Origin of the sequence: Bradyrhizobium macuxiense (assembly GCF_007993935.1) — a bacterium.
Taxonomy (GTDB): Bacteria; Pseudomonadota; Alphaproteobacteria; order Rhizobiales; family Xanthobacteraceae; genus Bradyrhizobium; species Bradyrhizobium macuxiense_A.
In genome coordinates this window covers 166010-190270 of sequence record NZ_VITY01000015.1, presented here as the reverse complement: position 1 = coordinate 190270, position 24261 = coordinate 166010, and the positions used below count along the sequence as shown (strand labels likewise).

16 protein-coding genes are annotated in these 24261 nt (G+C 63.5%); 1 reads left to right on the top strand and 15 read right to left on the bottom strand.

Going from position 1 to position 24261, the window contains the following annotated elements:
- Positions 1–8: 8 nt before the first annotated feature.
- The 8 genes from FBZ93_RS32720 to rpsL all read right to left on the bottom strand — a co-directional run bounded on the left by FBZ93_RS32720 (position 9) and on the right by rpsL (position 6285).
- On the bottom strand, positions 9–308 hold the full coding sequence (locus FBZ93_RS32720; RefSeq protein ID WP_016843746.1) for a 50S ribosomal protein L23: 300 nt from the start codon (positions 306–308) through the stop codon (positions 9–11).
- Positions 305–925: a 50S ribosomal protein L4 gene (gene rplD / locus FBZ93_RS32715; RefSeq protein ID WP_050420396.1), complete on the bottom strand. Its 621-nt coding sequence runs from the start codon at positions 923–925 to the stop codon at positions 305–307. Before rplD ends, FBZ93_RS32720 begins: the two co-directional genes overlap by 4 nt.
- Position 926: 1 nt before the next feature.
- A complete protein-coding gene (rplC, locus tag FBZ93_RS32710; RefSeq protein ID WP_146991523.1) occupies positions 927–1646 on the bottom strand; it encodes a 50S ribosomal protein L3 in 720 nt (239 codons plus the stop codon).
- Positions 1647–1700: 54 nt separating this feature from the next.
- A complete protein-coding gene (gene rpsJ / locus FBZ93_RS32705; RefSeq protein ID WP_002712302.1) occupies positions 1701–2009 on the bottom strand; it encodes a 30S ribosomal protein S10 in 309 nt (102 codons plus the stop codon).
- 84 nt (positions 2010–2093) lie between these two features.
- On the bottom strand, positions 2094–3284 hold the full coding sequence (gene tuf / locus FBZ93_RS32700) for an elongation factor Tu (RefSeq protein ID WP_146991522.1): 1191 nt from the start codon (positions 3282–3284) through the stop codon (positions 2094–2096).
- A gap of 40 nt (positions 3285–3324) precedes the next feature.
- Entirely contained in the window at positions 3325–5397 is a 2073-nt protein-coding gene (gene fusA, locus FBZ93_RS32695) for an elongation factor G (protein ID WP_146991521.1), read from the bottom strand.
- Positions 5398–5427: 30 nt separating this feature from the next.
- On the bottom strand, positions 5428–5898 hold the full coding sequence (gene rpsG / locus FBZ93_RS32690) for a 30S ribosomal protein S7 (RefSeq protein WP_066499397.1): 471 nt from the start codon (positions 5896–5898) through the stop codon (positions 5428–5430).
- 15 nt (positions 5899–5913) lie between these two features.
- On the bottom strand, positions 5914–6285 hold the full coding sequence (rpsL, locus tag FBZ93_RS32685; RefSeq protein WP_028168167.1) for a 30S ribosomal protein S12: 372 nt from the start codon (positions 6283–6285) through the stop codon (positions 5914–5916).
- A gap of 696 nt (positions 6286–6981) precedes the next feature.
- Here rpsL and FBZ93_RS32680 point away from each other — a divergent pair.
- Positions 6982–8190 carry an FAD-dependent oxidoreductase gene (locus FBZ93_RS32680; protein WP_146991520.1) on the top strand — a complete coding sequence of 403 codons (1209 nt, stop codon included), beginning with the start codon at positions 6982–6984 and terminating at the stop codon, positions 8188–8190.
- A 26-nt stretch (positions 8191–8216) separates the two neighbouring features.
- On the opposite strand, the gene FBZ93_RS32675 is transcribed toward FBZ93_RS32680, so the two are convergent.
- The 7 genes from FBZ93_RS32675 to FBZ93_RS32645 all read right to left on the bottom strand — a co-directional run bounded on the left by FBZ93_RS32675 (position 8217) and on the right by FBZ93_RS32645 (position 24123).
- On the bottom strand, positions 8217–10283 hold the full coding sequence (locus FBZ93_RS32675; protein ID WP_146991519.1) for an ABC transporter ATP-binding protein: 2067 nt from the start codon (positions 10281–10283) through the stop codon (positions 8217–8219).
- Between the two features lie 227 nt (positions 10284–10510).
- The gene (locus tag FBZ93_RS32670; RefSeq protein WP_146991518.1) at positions 10511–12571 is read right to left on the bottom strand and encodes an FAD-dependent oxidoreductase; all 2061 of its coding nucleotides are present in this window, start codon (positions 12569–12571) and stop codon (positions 10511–10513) included.
- 177 nt (positions 12572–12748) lie between these two features.
- Positions 12749–16951 (bottom strand): DNA-directed RNA polymerase subunit beta', encoded by a 4203-nt coding sequence (gene rpoC / locus FBZ93_RS32665; RefSeq protein WP_146991517.1) that lies wholly within the window; start codon positions 16949–16951, stop codon positions 12749–12751.
- Between the two features lie 128 nt (positions 16952–17079).
- On the bottom strand, positions 17080–21198 hold the full coding sequence (gene rpoB, locus FBZ93_RS32660; RefSeq protein ID WP_095735104.1) for a DNA-directed RNA polymerase subunit beta: 4119 nt from the start codon (positions 21196–21198) through the stop codon (positions 17080–17082).
- Positions 21199–21640: 442 nt separating this feature from the next.
- On the bottom strand, positions 21641–22018 hold the full coding sequence (gene rplL / locus FBZ93_RS32655; protein WP_050402243.1) for a 50S ribosomal protein L7/L12: 378 nt from the start codon (positions 22016–22018) through the stop codon (positions 21641–21643).
- A 52-nt stretch (positions 22019–22070) separates the two neighbouring features.
- Positions 22071–22589, bottom strand: a complete 519-nt coding sequence (rplJ, locus tag FBZ93_RS32650) for a 50S ribosomal protein L10 (RefSeq protein ID WP_146991572.1) — start codon at positions 22587–22589, stop codon at positions 22071–22073.
- A gap of 580 nt (positions 22590–23169) precedes the next feature.
- The gene (locus tag FBZ93_RS32645; protein WP_146991516.1) at positions 23170–24123 is read right to left on the bottom strand and encodes a 2-hydroxyacid dehydrogenase; all 954 of its coding nucleotides are present in this window, start codon (positions 24121–24123) and stop codon (positions 23170–23172) included.
- Positions 24124–24261: the final 138 nt, after the last annotated feature.

The following is a 24261-nucleotide window of genomic DNA, read 5'->3' as shown; positions in this document are numbered from 1 at the left end:
GTTGCGCCTTATAGTCCGGTAGTCACGTCGATGCGGTGGCCCTCTTCCAGGGTCACGATCGCGCGCTTGGTGTCCGACTGCGAGCCGAGATTGCCGCGGAACACCTTGGTCTTGCCCTTGCGAACGAGCGTGTTGACGCTCTTCACCTTGACGTCGAACAGCTTCTCGACCGCTTCCTTGATCTGCGGCTTGGTCGCCTTGCCGGCGACCTTGAACAGCACCTTGTTGTGCTCGGAGGCGAGCGTCGCCTTTTCCGTCACGACCGGCGAGATGATGACGTCGTAGTGGCGCGGATCGATGTTCTTCATTTGAAGCGCGCCTCCAGCGCATCAACCGCAGCCTTGGTCAGAACCAGCTTCTGGCGGCGGAGAATGTCGTAGACGTTGATGCCCTGGATCGGCAGCACGTCGATGTTCGGAATGTTGCGGGCCGCGGTCGCGAAACCGGCGTTCAGCTCGGCGCCGTCGATGATCAGCGCGTTGGTGAGCCCGAGGCCGGAGAAGTGACCGAGCAGCGCCTTGGTCTTGGCGGCCTCGAGCTGCGCATTGTCGATCACGATCAGCCCGCCGTCCTTGGCCTTGGCCGACAGCGCATGCTTCAGCGCCAGCGCGCGCACCTTCTTCGGCAGGTCGGTCGCATGGGAGCGAACCACCGGACCGAACGCACGGCCACCGCCGCGGAACTGCGGCACGCGGGCCGAGCCGTGACGGGCGCCGCCGGTGCCCTTCTGCTTGTACATCTTCTTGCCGGTGCGCCAGACGTCGGCGCGGCCCTGGGCCTTGTGGGTGCCGGCCTGACGCTTGTTCAGCTGCCACTGCACGCAGCGCTGAATGATGTCGGCACGGGGCTCGAGACCGAAGATCGCATCCGAGAGCTCGACGGATCCGGCGTCCTTGCCTTCAAGGGTCGTGACTTTCAGTTCCATCTCACGCGCCCTCCTGCTCGGCCGCAGCCTCGACGGCTTCGCCGCCGGCAACCTTGAACTTGCCGGGCTTCGGGGCTTCCTTCGGCAGCGGCTTCTTGACCGCGTCGCGCACCGAGATCCAGCCGCCCTTGGAGCCGGGAACGGCGCCTTCGACGAGGATCAGGCCGCGCTCGACGTCGGTCTGCACCACGCGCAGATTGAGCGTGGTGATGCGGTCGACGCCCATGTGGCCGGGCATCTTCTTGTTCTTCCAGGTCTTGCCGGGGTCCTGACGGCCACCGGTCGAACCGATCGAGCGGTGCGAGATCGACACACCGTGAGTGGCGCGCAGACCGCCGAAATTCCAGCGCTTCATGCCGCCGGCGAAGCCCTTACCGATCGAGGTGCCGGTCACGTCGACGAACTGGCCGACCACGAAATGGTCCGCCTGGATTTCCGCGCCGACCGGGATCAGCGCATCCTCGGACACGCGGAACTCGGCGACCTTGCGCTTCGGCTCGACCTTGGCGACTGCGAACTGGCCGCGTTCGGCCTTGGGCATGTACACGGTCTTGCGGGCGCCCGAGCCGAGCTGCAGAGCGACATAGCCGTTCTTCTCGGTCGTGCGGTGGCCCAGCACCTGGCAGTTGCCCAACTTCAGCACGGTCACAGGGATATGCTCGCCGGTCTCCGTAAAGACCCGCGTCATCCCGACCTTTTGTGCGATCACTCCGGAGCGCATCGGCGTGCTTCCTGTCTTTCTGTCCGCAAGCGGCGGACGTAAAAATCCAAAACCTTAGAGCTTGATCTCGACGTCGACACCGGCGGCCAGGTCGAGCTTCATCAGCGCATCGACGGTCTGCGGGGTCGGGTCGACAATGTCGAGAAGGCGCTTGTGAGTGCGCATCTCGAATTGCTCGCGGCTCTTCTTGTCAACGTGCGGCGAACGGTTGACGGTGAACTTCTCGATGCGGGTCGGCAGCGGAATCGGTCCGCGAACCTGCGCACCGGTGCGCTTCGCCGTGTTCACGATCTCGCGGGTCGACGTATCGAGGATTCGATGGTCGAACGCCTTGAGACGGATGCGAATATTTTGGCCGTTCATTGCCGTATTCTTTCTTTAGTGAGTGGCGAGTAGCGAATAGCGAATGGTTACCCACCCGCTACTCGCCATTCCCTATTCGCGTACTTACTCGATGATGGCGGCGACGACGCCGGCGCCGACGGTGCGGCCACCTTCGCGGATCGCGAAGCGCAGCTTCTCTTCCATCGCGATCGGCACGATCAGGTGCACTTCCATCGCGATGTTGTCGCCCGGCATCACCATCTCGGTGCCTTCCGGCAGATGCACGACACCGGTCACGTCGGTGGTGCGGAAGTAGAACTGCGGACGGTAGTTGGTGAAGAACGGGGTGTGACGACCGCCCTCTTCCTTGGTGAGGATGTAAGCCTCAGCCTTGAACTTGGTGTGCGGCTTGACCGAACCGGGCTTGCACAGCACCTGGCCACGCTCGACTTCCTCGCGCTTGGTGCCGCGGAGCAGCGCACCGATGTTGTCGCCGGCCTGGCCCTGATCGAGCAGCTTGCGGAACATTTCGACGCCGGTGACGATGGTCTTCTGGGTGTCGCGGATACCGACGATTTCGATTTCCTCGCCGACCTTGATCACGCCGCGCTCGACACGGCCGGTGACGACGGTGCCGCGGCCCGAGATCGAGAACACGTCTTCGACCGGCATCAGGAACGGCTGGTCGATCGGACGCTCCGGCTGCGGGATGTACTCGTCGACATTGCGCATCAGCTCGAGGATGGCGTCGTGGCCGAGCTTCTTGTCCTTGTCTTCGAGGGCGGCGAGCGCCGAGCCCTTGATGATCGGAATGTCATCGCCCGGGAACTCGTACTTCGAGAGCAGCTCGCGAACTTCCATCTCGACGAGCTCGAGCAGCTCCGGATCGTCGACCATGTCGCACTTGTTGAGGAACACGACGAGCGCGGGCACGCCGACCTGGCGGGCGAGCAGGATGTGCTCGCGGGTCTGCGGCATCGGGCCGTCGGCAGCCGACACGACCAGGATCGCGCCGTCCATCTGCGCGGCGCCGGTGATCATGTTCTTCACGTAGTCGGCGTGGCCGGGGCAGTCGACGTGAGCATAGTGGCGGTTGGTCGTCTCGTACTCGACGTGAGCGGTCGAGATCGTGATGCCGCGCGCCTTCTCTTCCGGCGCCTTGTCGATCTGGTCGTAGGCGGTGAACGTCGCGCCGCCGGTTTCTGCAAGCACCTTGGTGATCGCTGCGGTCAGCGAGGTCTTGCCATGGTCGACGTGACCGATGGTGCCGATGTTGCAGTGGGGCTTGTTACGCTCGAATTTTGCTTTGGCCATTTGACTCTCCGTTCAGTCGTTAGCTGCTAACCAACGACAATCAAGCAAACTTTTTCTGGACTTCAGCCGACACGTTCGCCGGAGCTTCGGCGTAGTGATCGAACTGCATTGTAAAGGTCGCGCGACCCTGGCTCATCGAGCGCAGGTTGTTCACGTAACCGAACATGTTCATGAGCGGCACCATCGCGTTGATGACGTTGGCGTTGCCGCGCATGTCTTGGCCCTGGATCTGGCCGCGCCGGGAATTCAGGTCGCCGATGACCGAACCGGTGTAGTCTTCCGGGGTCACCACCTCGACCTTCATGATCGGCTCGAGCAGAACGGACTTGCCCATCTGCAGCGCCTCGCGGAAGCAGGCGCGCGTGGCGATTTCGAAGGCCAGCGCCGACGAGTCGACGTCGTGGAACTTGCCGTCGATCAGCTGCACCTTGACGTCGACGATCGGGAAGCCCGCGACCACGCCGGAGGACAGCACGCTCTCGAGACCCTTTTCGACGCCGGGGATGTATTCCTTCGGCACCGCGCCGCCGACGATCTTCGATTCGAACTCGTAGCCCTTCCCGGCTTCGTTCGGCTCGACGATGATCGTCACGGCCGCGAACTGGCCGGTACCGCCGGTCTGCTTCTTGTGGGTGTAGCTGTGCTCGACCCGCTTGGTGACACGCTCACGGAACGCCACCTGCGGCGCGCCGATGTTGGCGTCGACCTTGTAGGTGCGCTTGAGGATGTCGACCTTGATGTCGAGATGCAGTTCGCCCATGCCCTTGAGGATGGTCTGGCCGGACTCGTGGTCGGTCGACACGCGGAAGGACGGATCCTCCGCGGCGAGCTTGGCCAGCGCCACGCCCAGCTTCTCCTGGTCGGCCTTCGACTTCGGCTCGATCGCGATCTCGATCACCGGCTCCGGGAATTCCATCTTCTCGAGGATGACGGGCTTGTTGGGATCGCACAGCGTGTCACCGGTGCGCGCTTCCTTCAGGCCGGCCAGCGCGACGATGTCGCCGGCATAGGCTTCCTTGATGTCTTCACGGTTGTTCGCATGCATCAGCAGCATGCGGCCGATACGTTCCTTCTTCTCGCGGGTCGAGTTAACGACGCCGGTGCCCGACTGCAGGATGCCGGAGTAGATGCGGCAGAAGGTGATGGTGCCGACGAAGGGGTCGTCCATGATCTTGAACGCGAGCAGCGCCAGCGGCTCCTTGTCGTCCGCCTTGCGCACGACTTCGTTGCCGTCCTCATCGGTGCCCTTGATCGCGGGCACGTCGATCGGCGACGGCAGATAGTCGACGACGGCGTCGAGCAGCGGCTGCACGCCCTTGTTCTTGAACGCGGAACCGCACAGCACCGGATAGAACGCACCGGTCAGCACGGCCTTGCGGATCAGGCGCTTCAGGGTCGCCTCGTCCGGCTCCTTGCCGTCGAGGAACGCAGCCAACGCGTCGTCGTCGAGCTCGACGGCGGCTTCCACCATCTTCTCGCGATATTCCTTGGCCTGCTCGACCAGGTCTTCCGGGATGTCGACATAGTCGAACTTGGCGCCGAGCGATTCATCGTTCCAGATGACGCCCTTCATCTTCACGAGGTCGACGAGACCCTTGAAGTTGCTCTCGGCGCCGATCGGAAGCTGGATCGCGATCGGCTTGGCGCCGAGGCGGTCGACGATGTCGGCCAGGCACTTGAAGAAGTCGGCGCCGGTCTTGTCCATCTTGTTGGCGAAGACGATGCGCGGAACCTTGTACTTGTCGCCCTGGCGCCAGACGGTCTCGGTCTGCGGCTCGACGCCCTGGTTGGAGTCGAGAACGCAAACGGCGCCGTCGAGCACGCGCAGCGAACGCTCGACTTCGATGGTGAAGTCGACGTGGCCGGGGGTGTCGATGATGTTCAGGCGCTTGCCGTTCCAGAACGCGGTGGTCGCAGCCGAGGTGATCGTGATGCCACGCTCCTGCTCCTGCTCCATCCAGTCCATCGTCGCGGCACCTTCGTGCACTTCGCCGATCTTGTGGCTCTTGCCGGTGTAATACAGGATGCGCTCGGTGGTCGTGGTCTTGCCGGCGTCGATATGCGCCATGATACCGAAGTTGCGGTAGTCCTCGATGGCATGTTGGCGGGGCATGAGACTGTTCCTTAGATTCCGTTGTTCGCCTTACCAGCGATAGTGCGAGAACGCGCGGTTGGCTTCCGCCATCCGGTGCACGTCTTCACGCTTCTTGACGGCGTTGCCGCGGTTGTTCGAGGCGTCGAGCAGCTCGGCCGAGAGACGCTCCGTCATGGTCTTCTCGTTGCGCTCACGGGCGGCCGAGATCAGCCAGCGGATGCCGAGCGCCTGACGGCGCACCGAACGAACTTCCACCGGAACCTGGTAGGTCGCGCCGCCGACGCGGCGGGAGCGAACCTCGATGGTCGGCATCACGTTCTCAAGCGCCTGCTCGAACACGCCGAGCGGGTTCTGCTTGGTCTTGCTCTCGATCATGCCGAGCGCACCGTAGACGATGTTTTCGGCAACCGACTTCTTCCCGGCGTACATCACCGAGTTCATGAACTTCGTAATGATGATGTTCCCGAACTTCGGATCCGGAAGAACTTCACGCTTCTCGGCAGAATGGCGACGCGACATCTGATCGTTTCCCGCTTACTTCGGACGCTTCGCGCCGTACTTCGAACGACGCTGCTTACGGTTCTTGACGCCCTGGGTATCCAGCACGCCGCGGAGGATGTGGTAGCGCACGCCGGGCAAGTCCTTGACGCGGCCGCCGCGGATCATGACCACCGAGTGCTCCTGAAGGTTATGGCCTTCACCCGGGATGTAGCCGATCACCTCGAAGCCGTTGGTCAGGCGCACCTTGGCGACCTTACGAAGCGCCGAGTTCGGCTTCTTCGGGGTCGTGGTGTAGACGCGCGTGCACACGCCGCGCTTCTGCGGCGACTGCTGCAGCGCCGGCACCTTCTTACGCGACTTCTGCACTTCACGCGGTTTTGCGATCAGCTGGTTGATCGTCGGCATGTAGCCTTCACCCTTTAGTTCGCGAAGCCTTGAATGGCCCCGCCAATTCTTCTCGGGAAAAGCCGTCCCGTACGGCCCGCTCGACGCGAATCAAATACCCGCGCAAAGCGAAATCGCGCCAACCACTCATCGCTGAGCGGAAAGCGCTTCGACGCCACAGAGGACCGCGATCCCGAACCGTTCAGCGTTCGCTGTCCGGTCCGCCACCGAGGTCATGCATCCGAAATCAATCTCAAGAGGACGAGCTCAAGAGAACCAATATCGTCCTGGCATTGCCTAGCTATCATCGACAGCGTTTGAGCGGCATTCGTCGAGGTTGGTGCCCGTCCGGCGCCTGAAAAAGGGCCTTCGGGTGTTCCGTTCCGACGCTGGCGTAGCTCACCGCCTGTCGTTAAGTGGGCGCCTTGTATAATCGAGAGATAGTGAAGTCAAGCAAAACGACAAGCAAAGAAACGCCTCTGCCACTTGCGGATTTCGCATTTCGCCGGCGCCCGCCGGGCGACGAAATATGACAGCGTCCGCGCTCGCCTCGCCCCAGTCCGAATTTCCGGCACGGCAGCGGACTCATATTTCACCCGGATAAAATATGAATAGAAACAATTCTCCCCAACTTAGACCTGAAGGCAAATTTCGAAACTAAGCCTTTATTTGCCATTCGCAGCGCAAAAATCGCGATCGACGGCCACGGAATCTCTCATGCGGTACACCGACATCGCGATCATCGGCGGAGGTCTTGCGGGCTCGATCGCCGCCGCCATGCTCGGCCGTGCCGGAATACCGACCGTGCTGATCGACCCGCACCGGGTCTATCCGTTCGATTTCCGTGTCGAAAAGATCGGCGGCGACCTCCAGCTCGAGCGATTCGCCAGGACCGGCCTTGCCGAATCCGTGCTCCGCTCGGCGACACTAGACGGCGAGAACTGGATCGCGCGATTCGGCCATCTGCTCGACCGGCAACCGAGCCGGCAGTACGGCATCATGTACGAGGCGCTGATCACCGCGATTCGGGACGAAATCGCGCGGCCGGCGGAATTCATTTGCGACAAGGTCGTCAACGTCGCGACCAGCTCCGAACGGCAGAAGGTCGTGCTTGCCAACGGCGAGGAGATCTCGGCCCGCCTCGTGGTGCTGGCCAACGGCCTGAATGTCGGGCTGCGCCGGATGCTCGGCATCGAGCGGCTGGTCACCAGCCATTGCCACTCGATCTCGCTCGGCTTCGATTTCGTCCCCGTCGGCCGCCCCGCCTTCCCGTTCGCGGCCATGACCTATTTCTCGGAGCGGCCGAGCGACCTCATCCCCTACATCACGCTGTTTCCGATCGGAAACCGGATGCGCGCCAACCTCTTCACCTACCGCCAGGCCGACGATCCCTGGCTGCGGACGATGCGGCGCAATCCGGTCGAGACGCTGAACGCCGCGCTGCCGCGGCTGCGCCGGCTCACCGGCGAATTCGGCGTCGCCGGCGACATCAAGGTCCGGCCCGCCGACGTCTATGTCAGCACCGGCTATCGGCAGGCCGGCGTCGTCCTGGTCGGCGACGCCTTCGCCAGCACCTGCCCGGTCACCGGCACCGGAACCGACAAGGTGTTCACCGACGTCTCCCAGCTCTGCAACGTCCACATCCCGGCCTGGCTTGCGACCGACGGCATGGGCGAGGAGAAGATCACCGCGTTCTACGACGATCCGGTGAAGAGGGAATGCGATGCCTGGTCGAACGCCAAGGCCTTCAGCTTCCGTGAGGTGTCGATCGGCAGCGGACCCTACTGGCAGGCCCAGCGCTGGGCGCGCTTCCTCGGCTATCTCGGCCGCGGCTCGTTGCGCCGGCTGCACCGCCCGCAGGCGGCCTCGGCAACACGGACGGCCAGTCAGTTCCGGCAACGTCCGCAGGCGGCAGACAGGGCATAGCGGCCGGACGTCACGAGCCGCTGGCGTCACGCCTCCTCGTCTTCGTCCTCATCCTCGTCGTCATCATCCTCGTCTTCATCGTCCGCGTCATCGTCTTCGTCGTCCGCGTCGTGATGGACATGGCCCTGGTCGTCCCACAGCTTGCGGTAGACGCCATTCCGGGCCAGCAGCTCCTCGTGCGAGCCGCGTTCGATCGCCCTGCCGCCTGAGATCACGATGATCTCGTCCATCTCGACCACCGAGGTCAGGCGGTGCGTCGACCAGATCATGGTGCGGCCCTCCGCGACCTTGAGCAGCGTGCGGTTGATCGCGGCCTCCGTGGTCTGGTCCAGCGCCGAGGTCGCCTCGTCGAGCAGCAGCACGGATGGATTGCGGATGATCGCGCGCGCGATCGCGATGCGCTGGCGCTGGCCGCCGGACAAGGTATCGCCGCGTTCGCCGACCGACGTGTCGTAGCGCTGCGGCAGGCTCATGATGTAGCGATGGATCTCGGCCTTCTTGGCCGCGTCCTCGACCTCCGCGTCGGTGGCCCCTTCCTTGCCGATCCGGATGTTCTCGCGGATCGACATGTTGAACAGCATGTTCTCCTGGAACACGACCGCCATGTTCGCCCGCAGCGACTCGCGCGTCACCCGGCGGATATCGACGCCGTCGATGGCGACGCGGCCCTCGTCCGGCACGTAGAGCCGCAAGATCAGGTTGATCAGCGTGCTCTTGCCGGAGCCGCTCGGGCCGACGATCGCGATGCTCTTGCCGGCATTGAGCTTGAGGCTGAGATTGTCGAGCACCGGCGTCTGCGCGCCTTCATATTGGAAGGTGACGCGCTCGAACGAGATGTCGTTGGTGATGCGCGGCAGATCCGGTGCACCGGGACGGTCGGCGCCGCGGGTCGGCTCGTCGAGCAGTTCCTGGATATGCCGCACCGCCGCCGCCGACGAGATCGACACCGGGATGAAATGCATGAGATGGGCGATGTTGTACGACACCTCCCAGAATGCGCTCTCGAAGGTCACGAAGGTGCCGACCGTGATCTGCCCCTTGGTGGCGAGATAGGCGCCGATCGCCAGCACCACGAGGTGGAGCAGCAGCACCGCGATGGTGACGGTGCGTTCCACCATGGTCGACAGGAACATGGCCGAGGCGGCCTTGGCGCGGACGTCGCGGTTGCGCAGCGTGAACCAGCCGAGCGCCCGGCGCTGCAGGTTGAACGCCTTCACCACCGCCTGCGCGGCGACGTTCTCCTGCACGGTTCCGAGCAGCGCGGCTTCGTTCTGCTTCTGCTCGTAATTGGCCTGCACCGCCTTCGGCGTCAGGATGCGCGGCCCGATCAGCGTGATCGGAAACACCAGCAGGGCGACCGCGGCCAGCTGCCAGTTCAGGAACAGCATCAGGATGATGCCGGCGATCAATTCGAAGCCCGGCAGCGCCGCGCTGTTGGCGAAGGTCTTGACCGAGCCCTCGAAGGCCGACAGGTCGATCGAGAAGCGCGACAGGATCTCGCCGCGCTTGGTGCGCGCGAAATAGGCCGAGGGCAGGTTCTGGACATGCTCGAAGATTCGGGTCCGGACGTCGGCGATGATGCCGGCACCAAGCCGCGCATCCCAGCGCTCGTACCAGACCGCGATGATCGAGGTGACGATGCCGGCGACCGCGAGCACGCCGAGGATCTTGTAGAGCGCCTGGAAATCCTCCTCGCCGAGCGCATCGTCGATCAGGAATTTCAGGCTGAGCGGCATGATGACGTTGAACAACGTCTCGACCAGCACGCCGATGGTGACGAACGCGAGCGGCTTCTTGTAGTTGGTCAGGATCGGCCTGATGAAGCCATAGATCGTCGACAGCGCGCCGGCGGCTTCCTTGGCGGTGAAGACGACGAGATCCTCGTCATCATCATCGTCAAGCTCGAACTCGTCCTCCTCCTCGTCGTCCTCATCTTCGTCGTCGGCCGGTGCCGCGGCGGGCTTTGCGGAGGCTGCCGCCGCGGGCGGACCGGGCACGGGCGCCGGCTTCTTCTTCAGCTCGGGATCATCGGCCGCCGATCTCGTCGGATCGTCTGACGCAGGAGGTCTTGATGCAGGAGGTCTTGGCGCCATGAAACCAACCGATGCTCCACGGCCGGCATGACCGCAAATCGAAACCGCAGCTGACAACGCTGCGGCTGCAATTCTATGCGATCACGGAGAATTCGGCAAAGCGTTTGGGACAGCGCGACGCGCAGCGACACCGTTCCGTGGATTCGGGATCACAGGTTGGGCCGTCGTTCGACAATTGGTTGGCGCAAGACCAATTCGCCTTGCGCCGGACCCTGCTCGTCTTGTCGCTAGTCGTCGAGGTCGGCCTCGACCTTGTCGAAGAACGAATAACGCAGGCTGTCGGAGTCGGCGTACCACTGCCCCGGCCCCTTGTTGGCGGCGAGCGTCAACGTCCACAGCGCATCGGTGCAGTCGCGGCGATGCATCGACAGGTCGAAGCCGTTGCCGAAGAACAGTTCCGACCATTCCCACCAGGTGCCGAGCTTCTTCACGCCGCGCAGCAGATCGTAGCGATCGATCACCGCCGGCGCCATGTCCGAGGTCACCGACGCGAACACGACGCCGGTCTTGACCACGCGGTTGAGCTCGCGCACCCCGCGCACGACCTGCTTCTCGCCGAGATGGCATAGCGAGGTCTCGAACACGAAGTCGAACTCATCGTCCTTGAACGGCATGTCGGCGATCGAGCCGAGCTTGTTGTACTTCTTGAGCGCCTTCGGCGTCTTGCCGTGGATGTAGCGGTTGTTCTCGATGCCCCAGGCATCGATGCCGCGCTCGCGCAGCGCGCCGACCAGCTCGCCGCTGGCGGAGCCGGCGATCAAGAGCTTGTAGCCCTTCGCCCTGCCCCAGACCGTCTTGATCAGGTCGGTCAGATAGGCCGGGTCGGTGAAGTTGCGCCAGACTTCGCCGTAAGGACCGGCGCCGCGATAATTGTCGAAATAGGCGCGGTCGACCTTGTCGGACAGCGTGCCTTCGTCCTGCGCGCGGGCGCGGCGCAGCCGCATCATCTCGGTGACGACGATGTCGGTCGCGGCATCGGAGGAATCGAGCAGCCCGTTCAGTGTCGAATCGAACAGATAGTCGCCCACCACCACGAGGCCGGGGTGCTCCTTCGGCTCCGGACGATGGTTGGTCATGACGTCGCGCACCGGCAGGCCGCCCGGCAACGCGTTGACCGACGACAGCCAGCGGTGGGTCTTGCCTTCGAGGAAGTGTTCGCGCGCGTTGCCGAGCGAGGCCGGCAGCGACTTCAGCGCGGCGTCGATCAGCTCCTCGTCGCTGAGATTGGCGTAGGCCAGCGCGTCGGAGCCGGCGATCAGCCAGTTCAGCACGCCGTGCTTGCCGACATCGTGGCGCGCGCCCTCATTGTAGACGCAGCAGCCGCCGAACGCCTCCGACATGAACCAGGCGCCTGGGATCTTCTCGCCCCAGAACGGCTCGTCGAACAGGATCGAGACGCGCAGATAGTGCGCCGGCCGGTCGAAATAGGCGACGTGCTTGACCATCGATTTGCGCAGCTGCTCGCCGTCCCAGCGCATGGTCGCGAGCCAGGAGTGCGGCAGGCAGACCAGCACGAGGTCGAAGTCGCGCGTCTCCGGCCCCTTGCCGTTCATCATGTTGAGCTGGTAGCGGCCCTGCTCGGTCTTGCCGACCTTGAGGACGCGATGGTTGAGCTGGATATCGGCGCTGACCTCCGAGCGCAGGCAATCGATCAGCTGCTCGTTGCCGTTCTGGATCGAATACAGGCCGATATAGCCGTCGACATCCATCACGTAGTTCTTCAGCGCGTTGAGGCCGTTGGTGTTGTGGCTCTCGGTCGCGATGTCGGAGCGCGCCATCACCTTGAAGAATCGCTTGGCGGTCGCGTCCTCGACCTCTTCGTCGAGGATCTGCTCGGCGGTCTTGTAGGCCCAGGGGTGCTCGTTGTCGTGGGCGCCGATGCCCTCGTAATACTCGTGCGGCGACACCAGGTCGGCGCAGCGCTTGCGGAATGCCTCGATCGCGGCCGCGGTCTTCGCGCCGTATTTGCGGCGCATGCCCGGAACGTCGGCGAGCAGTTCGCCGTCGAGCTGCACCTGCTCGGCATCCATCGGGATCGTCTGCAAGCCGAAATGCTGGATCAACTCGCGCAGCGGGTCGGGTCCCGTCATCGAGTAGTCGTAGATCTCGGCAACGCCGGCCTCGTACATCGCCGGCGCGCTGTCGAATTTGCGCGTGACGATCTTGCCGCCGAGGCGGTTCGACGCCTCGAAGATGGTGATGCGACAGAGGTCGCCGAGTTTGCGCTTCAAATACCAGGCGCTCATCAGCCCCCCGGGGCCGCCGCCTACGATAGCCAAGTCAAGCATATGGATTCCGTCACCTCCGGCAGCCAAACAGCCGGTCTAAGTCACCCTAGCAAAAGCACTTTTTTGCCTGAAGGGAAGATGAACAAACTGCGTCCCTGCACCGCAGCAGGGAAAGAAAGCAGCAAAAAGGCCGGCAAAACGCCGGCCTTCTCGCCATTACCGTAGTCTTGCGGAGGCCTATTCTGCGGGCGGCAGCGCCAGCGGCTCCGCTTCCGGAGCCGTCGGCACGATCGCCGCCTGCTGCTTCTCGCGCTCGTCGAGGATCAGCTTGTCGCGCTTGACCGCGACTTCGCGGATCCGCGCCATCGAGGCGCCGGTGCCGGCCGGGATCAGGCGGCCGACAATGACGTTCTCCTTGAGGCCTTCAAGCGGGTCGATCTTGCCGTTGACGGCAGCCTCGGTGAGCACGCGCGTGGTCTCCTGGAACGACGCCGCCGAGAAGAACGAGCGGGTCTGCAAGCTCGCCTTGGTGATGCCGAGCAGAACCGGCGTACCCGTGGCGGGCTTCTTGCCCTCCTCCTTGGCCTTGGTGTTGAGCGCGTCGAACTCGATCTTGTCGACCTGCTCGCCCGAGATCATGTCGGTGTCGCCCTGATCGGTGACTTCGACCTTCTGGAGCATCTGACGGACAATCACCTCGATGTGCTTGTCGTTGATGAGCACGCCCTGCAACCGGTAGACCTCCTGGATTTCGTTGACCAGATAGGCAGCGAGTTCCTCGATGCCCTTGATCGCCAGGATGTCGTGCGGCGCCGGATTGCCTTCGACGATGAAATCGCCCTTTTCGACGATGTCGCCGTCCTGAAGGTGGATGTGCTTGCCCTTCGGGATCAGGTACTCGCGCGGCTCCTCGGTCTTATCCATCGGCTCGATCGAGATGCGGCGCTTGTTCTTGTAGTCGCGGCCGAAGCGGATCGTTCCCGCGGTCTCCGCGATGATCGCCGCGTCCTTCGGCTTGCGAGCCTCGAACAGTTCCGCCACCCGCGGCAGACCGCCGGTGATGTCACGCGTCTTGGCGCTCTCGGTCGAGATACGCGCCAGGATGTCGCCGGGCATCACCTTCGCGCCGATGTCGACCGACAGAATGCCGTCGACCGACAGCATGTAGCGGGCATCGCCGCCACGCGCGAGCTTCAGTACCTTGCCGTCCTTGCCCTTGACCACGATGGCCGGACGCAGGTCCGAGCCGCCGCGCGTCGTGCGCCAGTCGATGACCACGCGCTTGGCAATACCGGTCGATTCGTCGAGCGTTTCCGAGATCGACTGGCCTTCGACCAGGTCCTCGAATCCGATCGTGCCCTCGACTTCGGTGAGCACCGGGCGGGTATAGGGATCCCACTCGGCGATGCGCTGGCCGCGCTTGACCATGTCGCCGTCGTCGACGTGCATCTTCGAACCGTACTGAATACGGTGGGTTGCACGCTCGGCGCCGTCGGCATCGACGATCGCAACGACCATGTTGCGCACCATCGCGACCAGGCTGCCTTCGCTGTTGCGGGCGATGGCCTTGTTCTTGATCACGATCTTGCCGTCGAAGTTCGATTCGACGAACGACTGCTCGTTGAGCTGGGCGGCGCCGCCGATGTGGAACGTGCGCATCGTCAGCTGCGTACCGGGCTCACCGATCGACTGCGCCGCGATGACGCCGACGGCCTCACCGTGGTTGACCGGGGTGCCGCGGGCCAGATCGCGGCCGTAGCACTTGGCGCAGATGCCGTTGATCAGCTCGCAGGTCAGTGCCGAGCGGATCTTCACTTCCTGGATGCCGGCCTGCTGGATCGCGTCGACATGGCTCTCCTCCATCAAGGTGTCGCGCTTGACGACGACCTCGTTGGTGGCGGGATCGCGCACGTCATCGCAGGCCGTGCGGCCCAGGATGCGCGAGCCGAGCGAGGCGACCACGGTACCGGCATCGACGATGGCGCGCATCTTGATGCCGAGCTTGGTGCCGCAATCGGTCTGCGTGATGATGCAGTCCTGCGCGACGTCGACCAGACGACGGGTCAGGTAGCCGGAGTTCGCGGTCTTCAACGCGGTGTCCGCGAGGCCCTTGCGGGCGCCGTGGGTCGAGTTGAAGTACTCGAGCACCGACAGACCTTCCTTGAAGTTGGAAATGATCGGCGTCTCGATGATCTCGCCCGACGGCTTGGCCATCAGGCCGCGCATGCCGGCGAGCTGGCGCATCTGGGCCGGCGAACCACGCGCACCGGAGTGCGCCATCATGTAGATCGAGTTGATGTCGGCATCGGCTCCCGCCGCCGTCTTCTTGGTCGACGAGATCTCCTTCATCATCGCCTTGGCGACTTCTTCACCGGCCTTCGACCAGGCGTCGACGACCTTGTTGTACTTCTCGCCATGGGTGATCAGGCCGTCATTGTACTGCTGCTCGAAATCCTTCGCCAGCGTACGGGTCTGGTCCACGATCTTCCACTTCGACGCCGGCACGACCATGTCGTCCTTGCCGAACGAAATGCCCGCCTTGAAGGCGTTGTAGAAGCCGAGCGCCATGATGCGGTCGCAGAAGATCACCGTCTCCTTCTGACCGCAGTGCCGGTAGACCTGGTCGATCACGCCGGAGATCTCGCGCTTGGTCATCAGCTTGTTGATGATGTCGTACGAGATCTTGGTGCTCTTCGGCAGCAGGTTGCCGAGCATGACGCGGCCCGCGGTGGTTTCGATCCACCGCTTGGACAACTTGCCTTCCTCGTCGAGGCCTTCCCACCGGTACTTGATCTTGGTGTGGAGGTGGATGACCTTCGAATGCAGGGCGTGCTCGAGCTCGGCCATGTCGCCGAAGATCTTGCCCTCGCCGGGCAGGCCTTCGCGCATGATCGAGACGTAGTAGAGGCCGAGCACGATGTCCTGCGACGGCACGATGATCGGCTGGCCGTTCGCCGGATGCAGGATGTTGTTGGTCGACATCATCAGGACGCGCGCTTCCAGCTGCGCTTCGAGCGACAGCGGAACGTGCACGGCCATCTGGTCGCCGTCGAAGTCGGCGTTGAACGCGGCGCAGACCAGCGGATGCAGCTGGATCGCCTTGCCCTCGATCAGCACCGGCTCGAACGCCTGGATGCCGAGGCGATGCAGCGTCGGCGCGCGGTTGAGCAGCACCGGATGCTCGCGGATCACCTCATCGAGGATATCCCAGACCTCCGGACGCTCCTTCTCGACCAGCTTCTTGGCCTGCTTCACCGTGGTGGACAGGCCCTTGGCGTCGAGCCGCGAGTAGATGAACGGCTTGAACAGTTCGAGCGCCATCTTCTTCGGCAGGCCGCACTGATGCAGGCGCAGCTCGGGACCGACCACGATCACCGAACGGCCCGAATAGTCGACGCGCTTGCCGAGCAGGTTTTGACGGAACCGGCCCTGCTTGCCCTTCAGCATGTCGGCGAGTGACTTCAGCGGGCGCTTGTTGGCGCCCGTGATGACGCGGCCGCGGCGGCCGTTGTCGAACAGCGCGTCGACGGCCTCCTGCAGCATGCGCTTTTCGTTGCGGATGATGATGTCGGGCGCCCGCAGCTCCATCAGCCGCTTCAAGCGGTTGTTGCGGTTGATGACGCGGCGATACAGGTCGTTGAGGTCCGAGGTCGCGAACCGGCCGCCGTCGAGCGGCACCAGCGGACGCAGGTCCGGCGGAATCACCGGCACCACCGTCATGATCATCCATTCCGGCTTGTTGCCGGAGACGCGGAAGGCCTCGACGATCTTCAGACGCTTGGCGAGCTTCTTGTGCTTGATGTCGGAGTCGGTCTCCGCCATGTCGGCACGCAGCGTCGCCTCGAGCTTCTCGAGCTCGAGACCCTTGAGCAGCTCGCGGATCGCCTCGGCGCCGATCATGGCGGTGAAGCTGTCCTGGCCGTACTCGTCCTGCGCCTTCAGATACTCGTCTTCCGACAGCAGCTGACGGTCCTTCAGCGCGGTCAGACCCGGCTCGAGCACGACGTAGTATTCGAAATACAGGATCCGCTCGAGATCCTTCAGCGTCATGTCGAGCAGCAGGCCGATGCGCGACGGCAGCGACTTCAGGAACCAGATGTGGGCGACCGGCGCCGCCAGCTCGATATGGCCCATGCGCTCGCGCCGGACGCGCGACAGCGTCACCTCGACCGAGCACTTCTCGCAGATGATGCCCTTGTACTTCATCCGCTTGTACTTGCCGCACAAGCACTCGTAGTCCTTGATCGGCCCGAAGATGCGCGCGCAGAACAGGCCGTCGCGCTCCGGCTTGAAGGTGCGGTAGTTGATGGTCTCCGGCTTCTTGATCTCGCCGTACGACCAGGACAGAATCTTCTCCGGAGACGCGATCGAAATCCGGATCTGGTCGAAGACCTGAGCCGGCGTCGTCGGATTGAAAAGATTCATAATCTCTTGATTCATGGTCTTCTCCTCGCGTGCCGATCGTCACCGGCAGCAAATTCGAAAGTTTTAGTCAGCGCGCGCCCCACTCAACGTCCGAGCGGAGCGCGAAGGCCCGGCGCGTCTCGCGCCGGGCATCAATCACGGCGTTACTCGGCCGCTTCCGACGTCGGCGCCGGTCCCACCTTGGAATTGTGCAGGTCGACGTTGAGGCCGAGCGAGCGCATTTCCTTGACCAGCACGTTGAACGATTCCGGAATACCGGCCTCGAAGGTGTCGTCGCCGCGCACGATCGCCTCGTACACCTTGGTACGGCCGGCGACGTCGTCCGATTTCACGGTCAGCATCTCCTGCAGCGTGTAGGCGGCGCCGTAGGCTTCCAGCGCCCAGACCTCCATTTCGCCGAAGCGCTGGCCGCCGAACTGCGCCTTGCCGCCCAGCGGCTGCTGGGTGACGAGCGAGTACGGTCCGATCGAACGCGCGTGGATCTTGTCGTCCACGAGATGGTGCAGCTTGAGCATGTAGATGTAGCCCATCGTCACCTTGCGATCGAACGCATCGCCGGTGCGGCCGTCATAGACGGTCGACTGGCCGGAGGCGTCGAAGCCCGCGAGCTTCAGCATCTCCTCGATGTCCGCTTCCTTGGCGCCGTCGAACACTGGGGTGGCGATCGGCACGCCGTGGCTCAGGTTGCGGCCGAGCTCCAGCAGTTCGTTGTCGTTCAGCGACTTGATGGTTTCATCCTCGCCGTAGATCTTCTTCAGGGTCTCGCGCAGCGGCTTGAGATCCTGCCTCTGATAATAGGCGTCGATGGTCTGGCCGATGCGCTTGCCGAGGCCGGCGCAGGCCCAACCGAGATGCGTCTCGAGGATCTGACCGACGTTCATGCGCGACGGCACGCCGAGCGGATTGAGCACGATGTCGGCATGGGTACCGTCCTCGAGGAACGGCATGTCCTCGATCGGCACGATCTTCGACACCACGCCCTTGTTGCCGTGACGGCCGGCCATCTTGTCGCCGGGCTGGATCTTACGCTTCACCGCGACGAAGACCTTGACCATCTTCATCACGCCGGGCGGCAGCTCGTCGCCACGCTGCAGCTTCTCGACCTTGTCGAGGAAGCGCTGCTCGAGGCCCTTCTTCGACTCGTCGTACTGCTTCCGCATGGCCTCGATCTCGGCCATCAGCTTGTCGTTCGGCGAGGCGAACAGCCACCACTGCGACTTCGGATACTCGTCGAGCACCGCGCGGGTGATCTTGGTGTCCTTCTTGAAGCCCTTGGGACCTGCGATGCCCTGGCGGTTCTCCAGCAGCTCGGCGAGGCGGTTGTAGACGTTGCGGTCCAGGATCGCCTGCTCGTCGTCGCGGTCCTTGGCCAGACGCTCGATCTCCTCGCGCTCGATCGCCAGCGCACGCTCGTCCTTGTCGACGCCGTGGCGGTTGAACACGCGGACTTCCACGATGGTGCCCTGCACGCCCGGAGGCACGCGCAGCGAGGTGTCGCGGACGTCGGAGGCCTTCTCGCCGAAGATGGCGCGGAGCAGCTTCTCTTCCGGCGTCATCGGGCTCTCGCCCTTCGGCGTGATCTTGCCGACCAGGATGTCGCCGGCGCGGACTTCCGCACCGATGTAGACGATACCGGCTTCGTCGAGGTTCTTCAGCGCTTCTTCCGAGACGTTCGGAATGTCGCGGGTGATTTCCTCAGGACCAAGCTTGGTGTCGCGGGCCATCACCTCGAATTCTTCGATATGGATCGACGTAAACACGTCGTCCTTCACGATCCGCTCGGAGAGCAGGATCGAGTCTTCGAAGTTGTAGCCGTTCCACGGCATGAACGCGACCAGCACATTGCGGCCGAGCGCGAGCTCGCCGAGATCGGTCGACGGACCGTCAGCGATGATGTCGCCCTTCTTGACGATGTCGCCGACCTTCACCAGCGGACGCTGGTTGATGCAGGTCGACTGGTTGGAGCGCTGGTACTTCATCAGCCGGTAGATATCGACGCCCGACTTGGTCGGATCGAGATCCTCGGTGGCACGGATCACGACGCGGGTGGCGTCGATCTGGTCGATCACGCCCGAGCGGCGGGCTGCAATCGCAGCACCGGAGTCACGGGCGACCACGCCTTCCATGCCGGTGCCGACGAACGGCGCCTCGGCGCGAACCAGCGGCACCGCCTGGCGCTGCATGTTCGAGCCCATCAGCGCGCGGTTGGCGTCGTCGTTCTCGAGGAACGGGATCAGGGCCGCGGCGACCGAAACCAGCTGCTTCGGCGACACGTCCATGTAGTCGACCTTGTCGGGCGTGACCGGCAGCACTTCGCCGGCGTGACGGCAGACCACGAGGTCGTCGGTGAAGCGGCCCTTGGCATCGAGCGGCACGTTGGCCTGCGCGACGCGGTAGCGGCCCTCTTCCATCGCCGACAGATAGACCACCTCGTCGGTGACCCGGCCGTCCTTGATCTTGCGATAGGGCGTCTCGACGAAGCCGTATTTGTTGACGCGCGCGAACGTCGCCAGCGAGTTGATCAGGCCGATGTTCGGACCTTCCGGCGTCTCGATCGGGCAGATGCGGCCGTAATGCGTCGGATGCACGTCGCGGACTTCGAAGCCGGCACGCTCGCGGGTCAGACCGCCCGGGCCAAGCGCCGACAGGCGCCGCTTGTGGGTGATCTCCGACAGCGGGTTGGTCTGGTCCATGAACTGCGACAGCTGCGAGGAACCGAAGAACTCGCGCACCGCGGCGGCCGCGGGCTTGGCGTTGATCAGGTCCTGCGGCATCACGGTGTCGATATCGACGCTCGACATGCGCTCCTTGATGGCGCGCTCCATGCGGAGCAGGCCGATCCGGTACTGGTTCTCCATCAGCTCGCCGACCGAGCGCACCCGGCGGTTGCCGAGGTGGTCGATGTCGTCGATCTCGCCCTTGCCGTCGCGCAGGTCGACCAGCGTCTTGATGACCGCCAGGATGTCTTCCTTGCGCAGCGTGCGATGGGTGTCGGGCGCATCGAGCTCAAGGCGCATGTTCATCTTGACGCGGCCGACCGCGGAGAGGTCGTAGCGCTCGGCATCGAAGAACAGCGACTGGAACATCGCCTGCGCCGAATCCAACGTCGGCGGCTCGCCCGGACGCATCACGCGGTAGATGTCGAACAGCGCGTCTTCACGCGTCATGTTCTTGTCGGCCGACAGCGTGTTGCGGATATAGGCGCCGACATTGACGTGGTCGATGTCGAGCAGCGGCAGGTCCTTGTAGCCCTGCTCGTTGAGCACCTTGAGCGACTTCTCGGTGATCTCCTCGCCGGCTTCGGCGTAGATTTCACCGGTCTTCGGGTTGACGAGATCCTCGGCGAGGTAGTTGCCGACGAGCTCCTCGTCCGACATGCGCAGCGCCTTGAGGCCCTTCTCCTGCAGCTGGCGCGCCTGGCGCACGGTCAGCTTCTTGCCGGCCTCGAGCACCACCTTGCCGGTGTCGGCGTCGATCAGGTCGTTGACGGTCGAGTAGCCGCGGAAGCGGTTGGCGTCGAACGGCACGCGCCATCCGTCCTTGGTCCGCTTGTAGGTGATCTTCTTGTAGAAGGTCGACAGGATCTGCTCGCCGTCGAGACCGAGCGCGTACATCAGCGAGGTCACGGGCAGCTTGCGGCGGCGGTCGATGCGCGCGAACACGATGTCCTTGGCGTCGAACTCGATGTCGAGCCAGGAACCGCGATACGGGATCACGCGGGCGGCAAACAGCAGCTTGCCGGACGAATGGGTCTTGCCCTTGTCGTGGTCGAAGAACACGCCGGGCGAACGGTGCATCTGCGAGACGATGACGCGCTCGGTGCCGTTGACGACGAAGGTGCCGTTCATCGTCATGAGCGGGATGTCGCCCATGTAGACGTCCTGCTCCTTTATGTCCTTGACCGACTTGGCGCCGGTTTCCTCGTCGATATCGAACACGATGAGGCGCAGCGTCACCTTGAGCGGCGCAGCGAAGGTCATGCCGCGCTGGCGGCACTCGTCGACGTCATATTTCGGCTGTTCGAACTCGTAGCGGACGAATTCGAGCATCGAGGTGCCGGAGAAGTCCGAGATCGGGAATACCGAGCGGAACACCGCCTGCAGGCCCTCGTCGAGGCGGCCGCCGGCCGGCTCGTCGACCATCAGGAACTGGTCATAGGACGCCTTCTGAACCTCGATGAGGTTCGGCATCTCGGCGACTTCCTTGATGTGACCGAAAAACTTGCGTACGCGTTTGCGACCGGTGAATGTCTGCTGCGCCATCGTGGCCTCTCATTTTCGTCGCCTTTGTGGGGCGAACCTTCCGGGACACGACTGCCGTCGGCCCCGGGTTGAATTTCGAATCGTCTCGAAGGAACGAAGCGCAAAGTCAGGAATTAAATCCCCGTCCCGGCCCCAACCACCTCCAAAACGCAAAACAACGCGCGGGGCGCATCACTGCACCCGCTCGTCCAAACGCTCCGCTTTACGGACTGAAAAAGCCCGAAATCTGACTGTCTCCCAACGGCTTCCGCCAGAGACCCTGCCGCCCCCGCCGCCTACCGTGTTTTTCCGCTGCCAACCCGATATGGGATGGCAATAAAGGAGATTCGAGGGTTAAGTCCACGGATCCCCACACTTTTTTGTGTCCGGCGCGCCACGCGACAACCTGTCGCACGCCGTTTGCATCGCCCGGGAGCGCCCTGCGGCGCTCCCGGATCGCGCATTACTTGAGCTCGACCTTGGCGCCAGCCTTCTCGAGCTGGGCCTTGATCTTGTCGGCTTCTTCCTTGTTGACGCCTTCCTTGACGGGCTTCGGAGCGCCTTCGACGAGGTCCTTGGCTTCCTTCAGGCCGAGGCCCGTGATGGCGCGGACTTCCTTGATGACTTCGATCTTCTTGTCGCCGGCCGCAGCCAGCACGACGGTGAAGTCGGTCTTCTCTTCAGCCGGAGCAGCGGCAGCACCGCCGGCAGCCGGGCCAGCCACCGCGACGGCGGCAGCGGCGGACACGCCCCACTTTTCTTCGAGGAGCTTGGCGAGTTCGGCCGCTTCGAGCACGGTGAGGCTCGAGAGGTCGTCGACGATTTTCTGCAGATCAGCCATTGTTCAGTTCCTTAAACGTTTGGTTCGAACCAGGTTTGAGATTAGCGAAGGGTCAGGCCGCTTCGCCCTTTGAGGCATGAGCCTGAATGACGCGCGCAAGCTTGGCCGCGGGCGCATTCGAGAGCTGAGCAAGCTTGGTCGCCGGCGCCACGATGAGGCCAACGATCTTGCCGCGCAGTTCGTCGAGCGACGGCAGTGAGGCAAGCGCCTTCACGCTGTCGACATTCAGGACGGTTTTACCCATCGAGCCGCCGAGGATGACGAACTTCTCGTTCGCCTTGGCGAATTCGATGGCAACCTTTGGCGCCGCAACCGGATCGTTCGAAGTAGCGATCACGGTCGGTCCCTTCAGCAGGGAGCCGATGGCAGCGACGTCAGTGCCTTCAAGAGCAATTTTGGCGAGACGGTTCTTCGAGACCTTCACCGATGCGCCCGCCTGCTTCATCTGCATGCGCAGCTTCTGCATCTGGGCCACGGTGAGGCCGGAATAGTGAGCAACGATCGCAACCGACGTGGTCTTGAAGACCTCGTTAAGTTGTTCGACCGACTCTTTTTTTGCCGCTCGTTCCACAGCAAGCTCTTTCCGGTTGGCGGCCTTTCCGCGAAGGCAGGACCGCCGGGTTGCACCCATCGTCCCGCCCTAAACCTGATCCAGAGGGTGCAACACCCTTCGGACATGCCGGGCAAGACGACATCTAGAAGCCTGCCCTCCCAGAGCCTTGCGGCCATGGGCTGTCGAGGTTCGAACCAAACCAGCCTTCCAGCCGCGAACATGCCGCGACGTGAAGTGCGAAATCCGGTCTTCACCCGTCTATGCAGGCCATGCGATTAAGCCGTTGAAAACACGAAGTTCTCGCGGGCGCCTGCAGTCTTGGACAGGATCGAGGCACTTCAGCACGCTGAAGGCCCCTGCTCTCATTCCATTCCGAGGCGACGGGTCTCCTTCCTTTCGAGCATCCTTGCGGGCATGCGGAAAGGAATGATCTCCTATCATCTCAGGTTTTCGGAATGCGAGCACGGACATGCCAGCAAGTGCCAGCACGCCCGGAGCGCGCTATGTAGCCGGTCCTGCCGTACTTGCCAAGAGCAAATATTGGACCAGTTTAATATGACGGCCGGATACCGGTTCCGAAACGGGAACCGGTAGGCGCTCAAGCGCCCCTCACCTTATACGGCAGCGGGTCGCCGGCAAAGAACGCATCGAGATTGGCGAGTACGCAGTCCTGCATCGCGACGTGCGATTCCAGGGTATGGCCGCCGAGATGCGGCGACAGCACCACGTTCGGCAGCGCCGTCAGCGCATCCGGCGCATGCGGCTCCCGGGCGAACACATCGAGGCCGGCGCCGGCGATCACGCCGTCGGTCAGCGCAGCGACCAGCGCCGTTTCGTCAATGACCGAGCCGCGCGAGATGTTGACGACAAATCCGTCGCTGCCGAGCCGGCGCAGGATATCGGCGCTGACCGCGTGCTCGGTCTCGGCGCCGGCACGTACGGCGATCATGAGCACGCTGCACCAGTCGGCGAGCGCCTCCAGCGTCGGAAAATACTGGTAGGGCACGTCGTGCTTCGAGCGGCTGAAATAGCCGACCTCGGTCTCGAAGGCGGCGACCCGGGCGGCGATCTTGCGACCGATCTCGCCCATGCCGTAGACACCGACCTTGCGGCCGCGCATGCCGGCTTGCGGCCGCATCATCGGCGATGGCTTTGCACCGGCCCAGTCACCGCTCCGCACGTAATGATCGGCCACCATCAGACGGCGCACCGAGGCAAGCATCAGGGTCACCGCCGTGTCGGCAACCGATGCCGCATTGGCACCGGGACTATGGCCGACCGCGATGCCGCGCTTGGCGGCGGCGGCGAGATCGACGCCGTCATAGCCGGTGCCGTAGCAGATGATCGCGCCGAGCTTCGGCAGCCGATCCATGGCGTCGGCGCCGAGCGCCGTGCCGCCCGCGGTGATCATGGCTCTGATGTCGGCAAGCTCGGCCGCCGGGAACGCTTCGTCCAGCCGCTTGCCTGCCGCATTGAGCAGCTCATAGCGCTCGCCGAAGCGGATCAGCTGGGCCTTGGGAAAGCGTGAATAGACAAGGACCTTATCGGGCATTGTTGTTGTTTCCTGCGAGACACTTCAGGGTCTTGTTTGACGCGTTTTCTTCACGCGAACCGGTACCCACTTCGCTCGAAAACGCTCTGGCAAAAACAAAGGGCGGAACCGGTTGCCCGATCCCGCCCCTCTTTATCT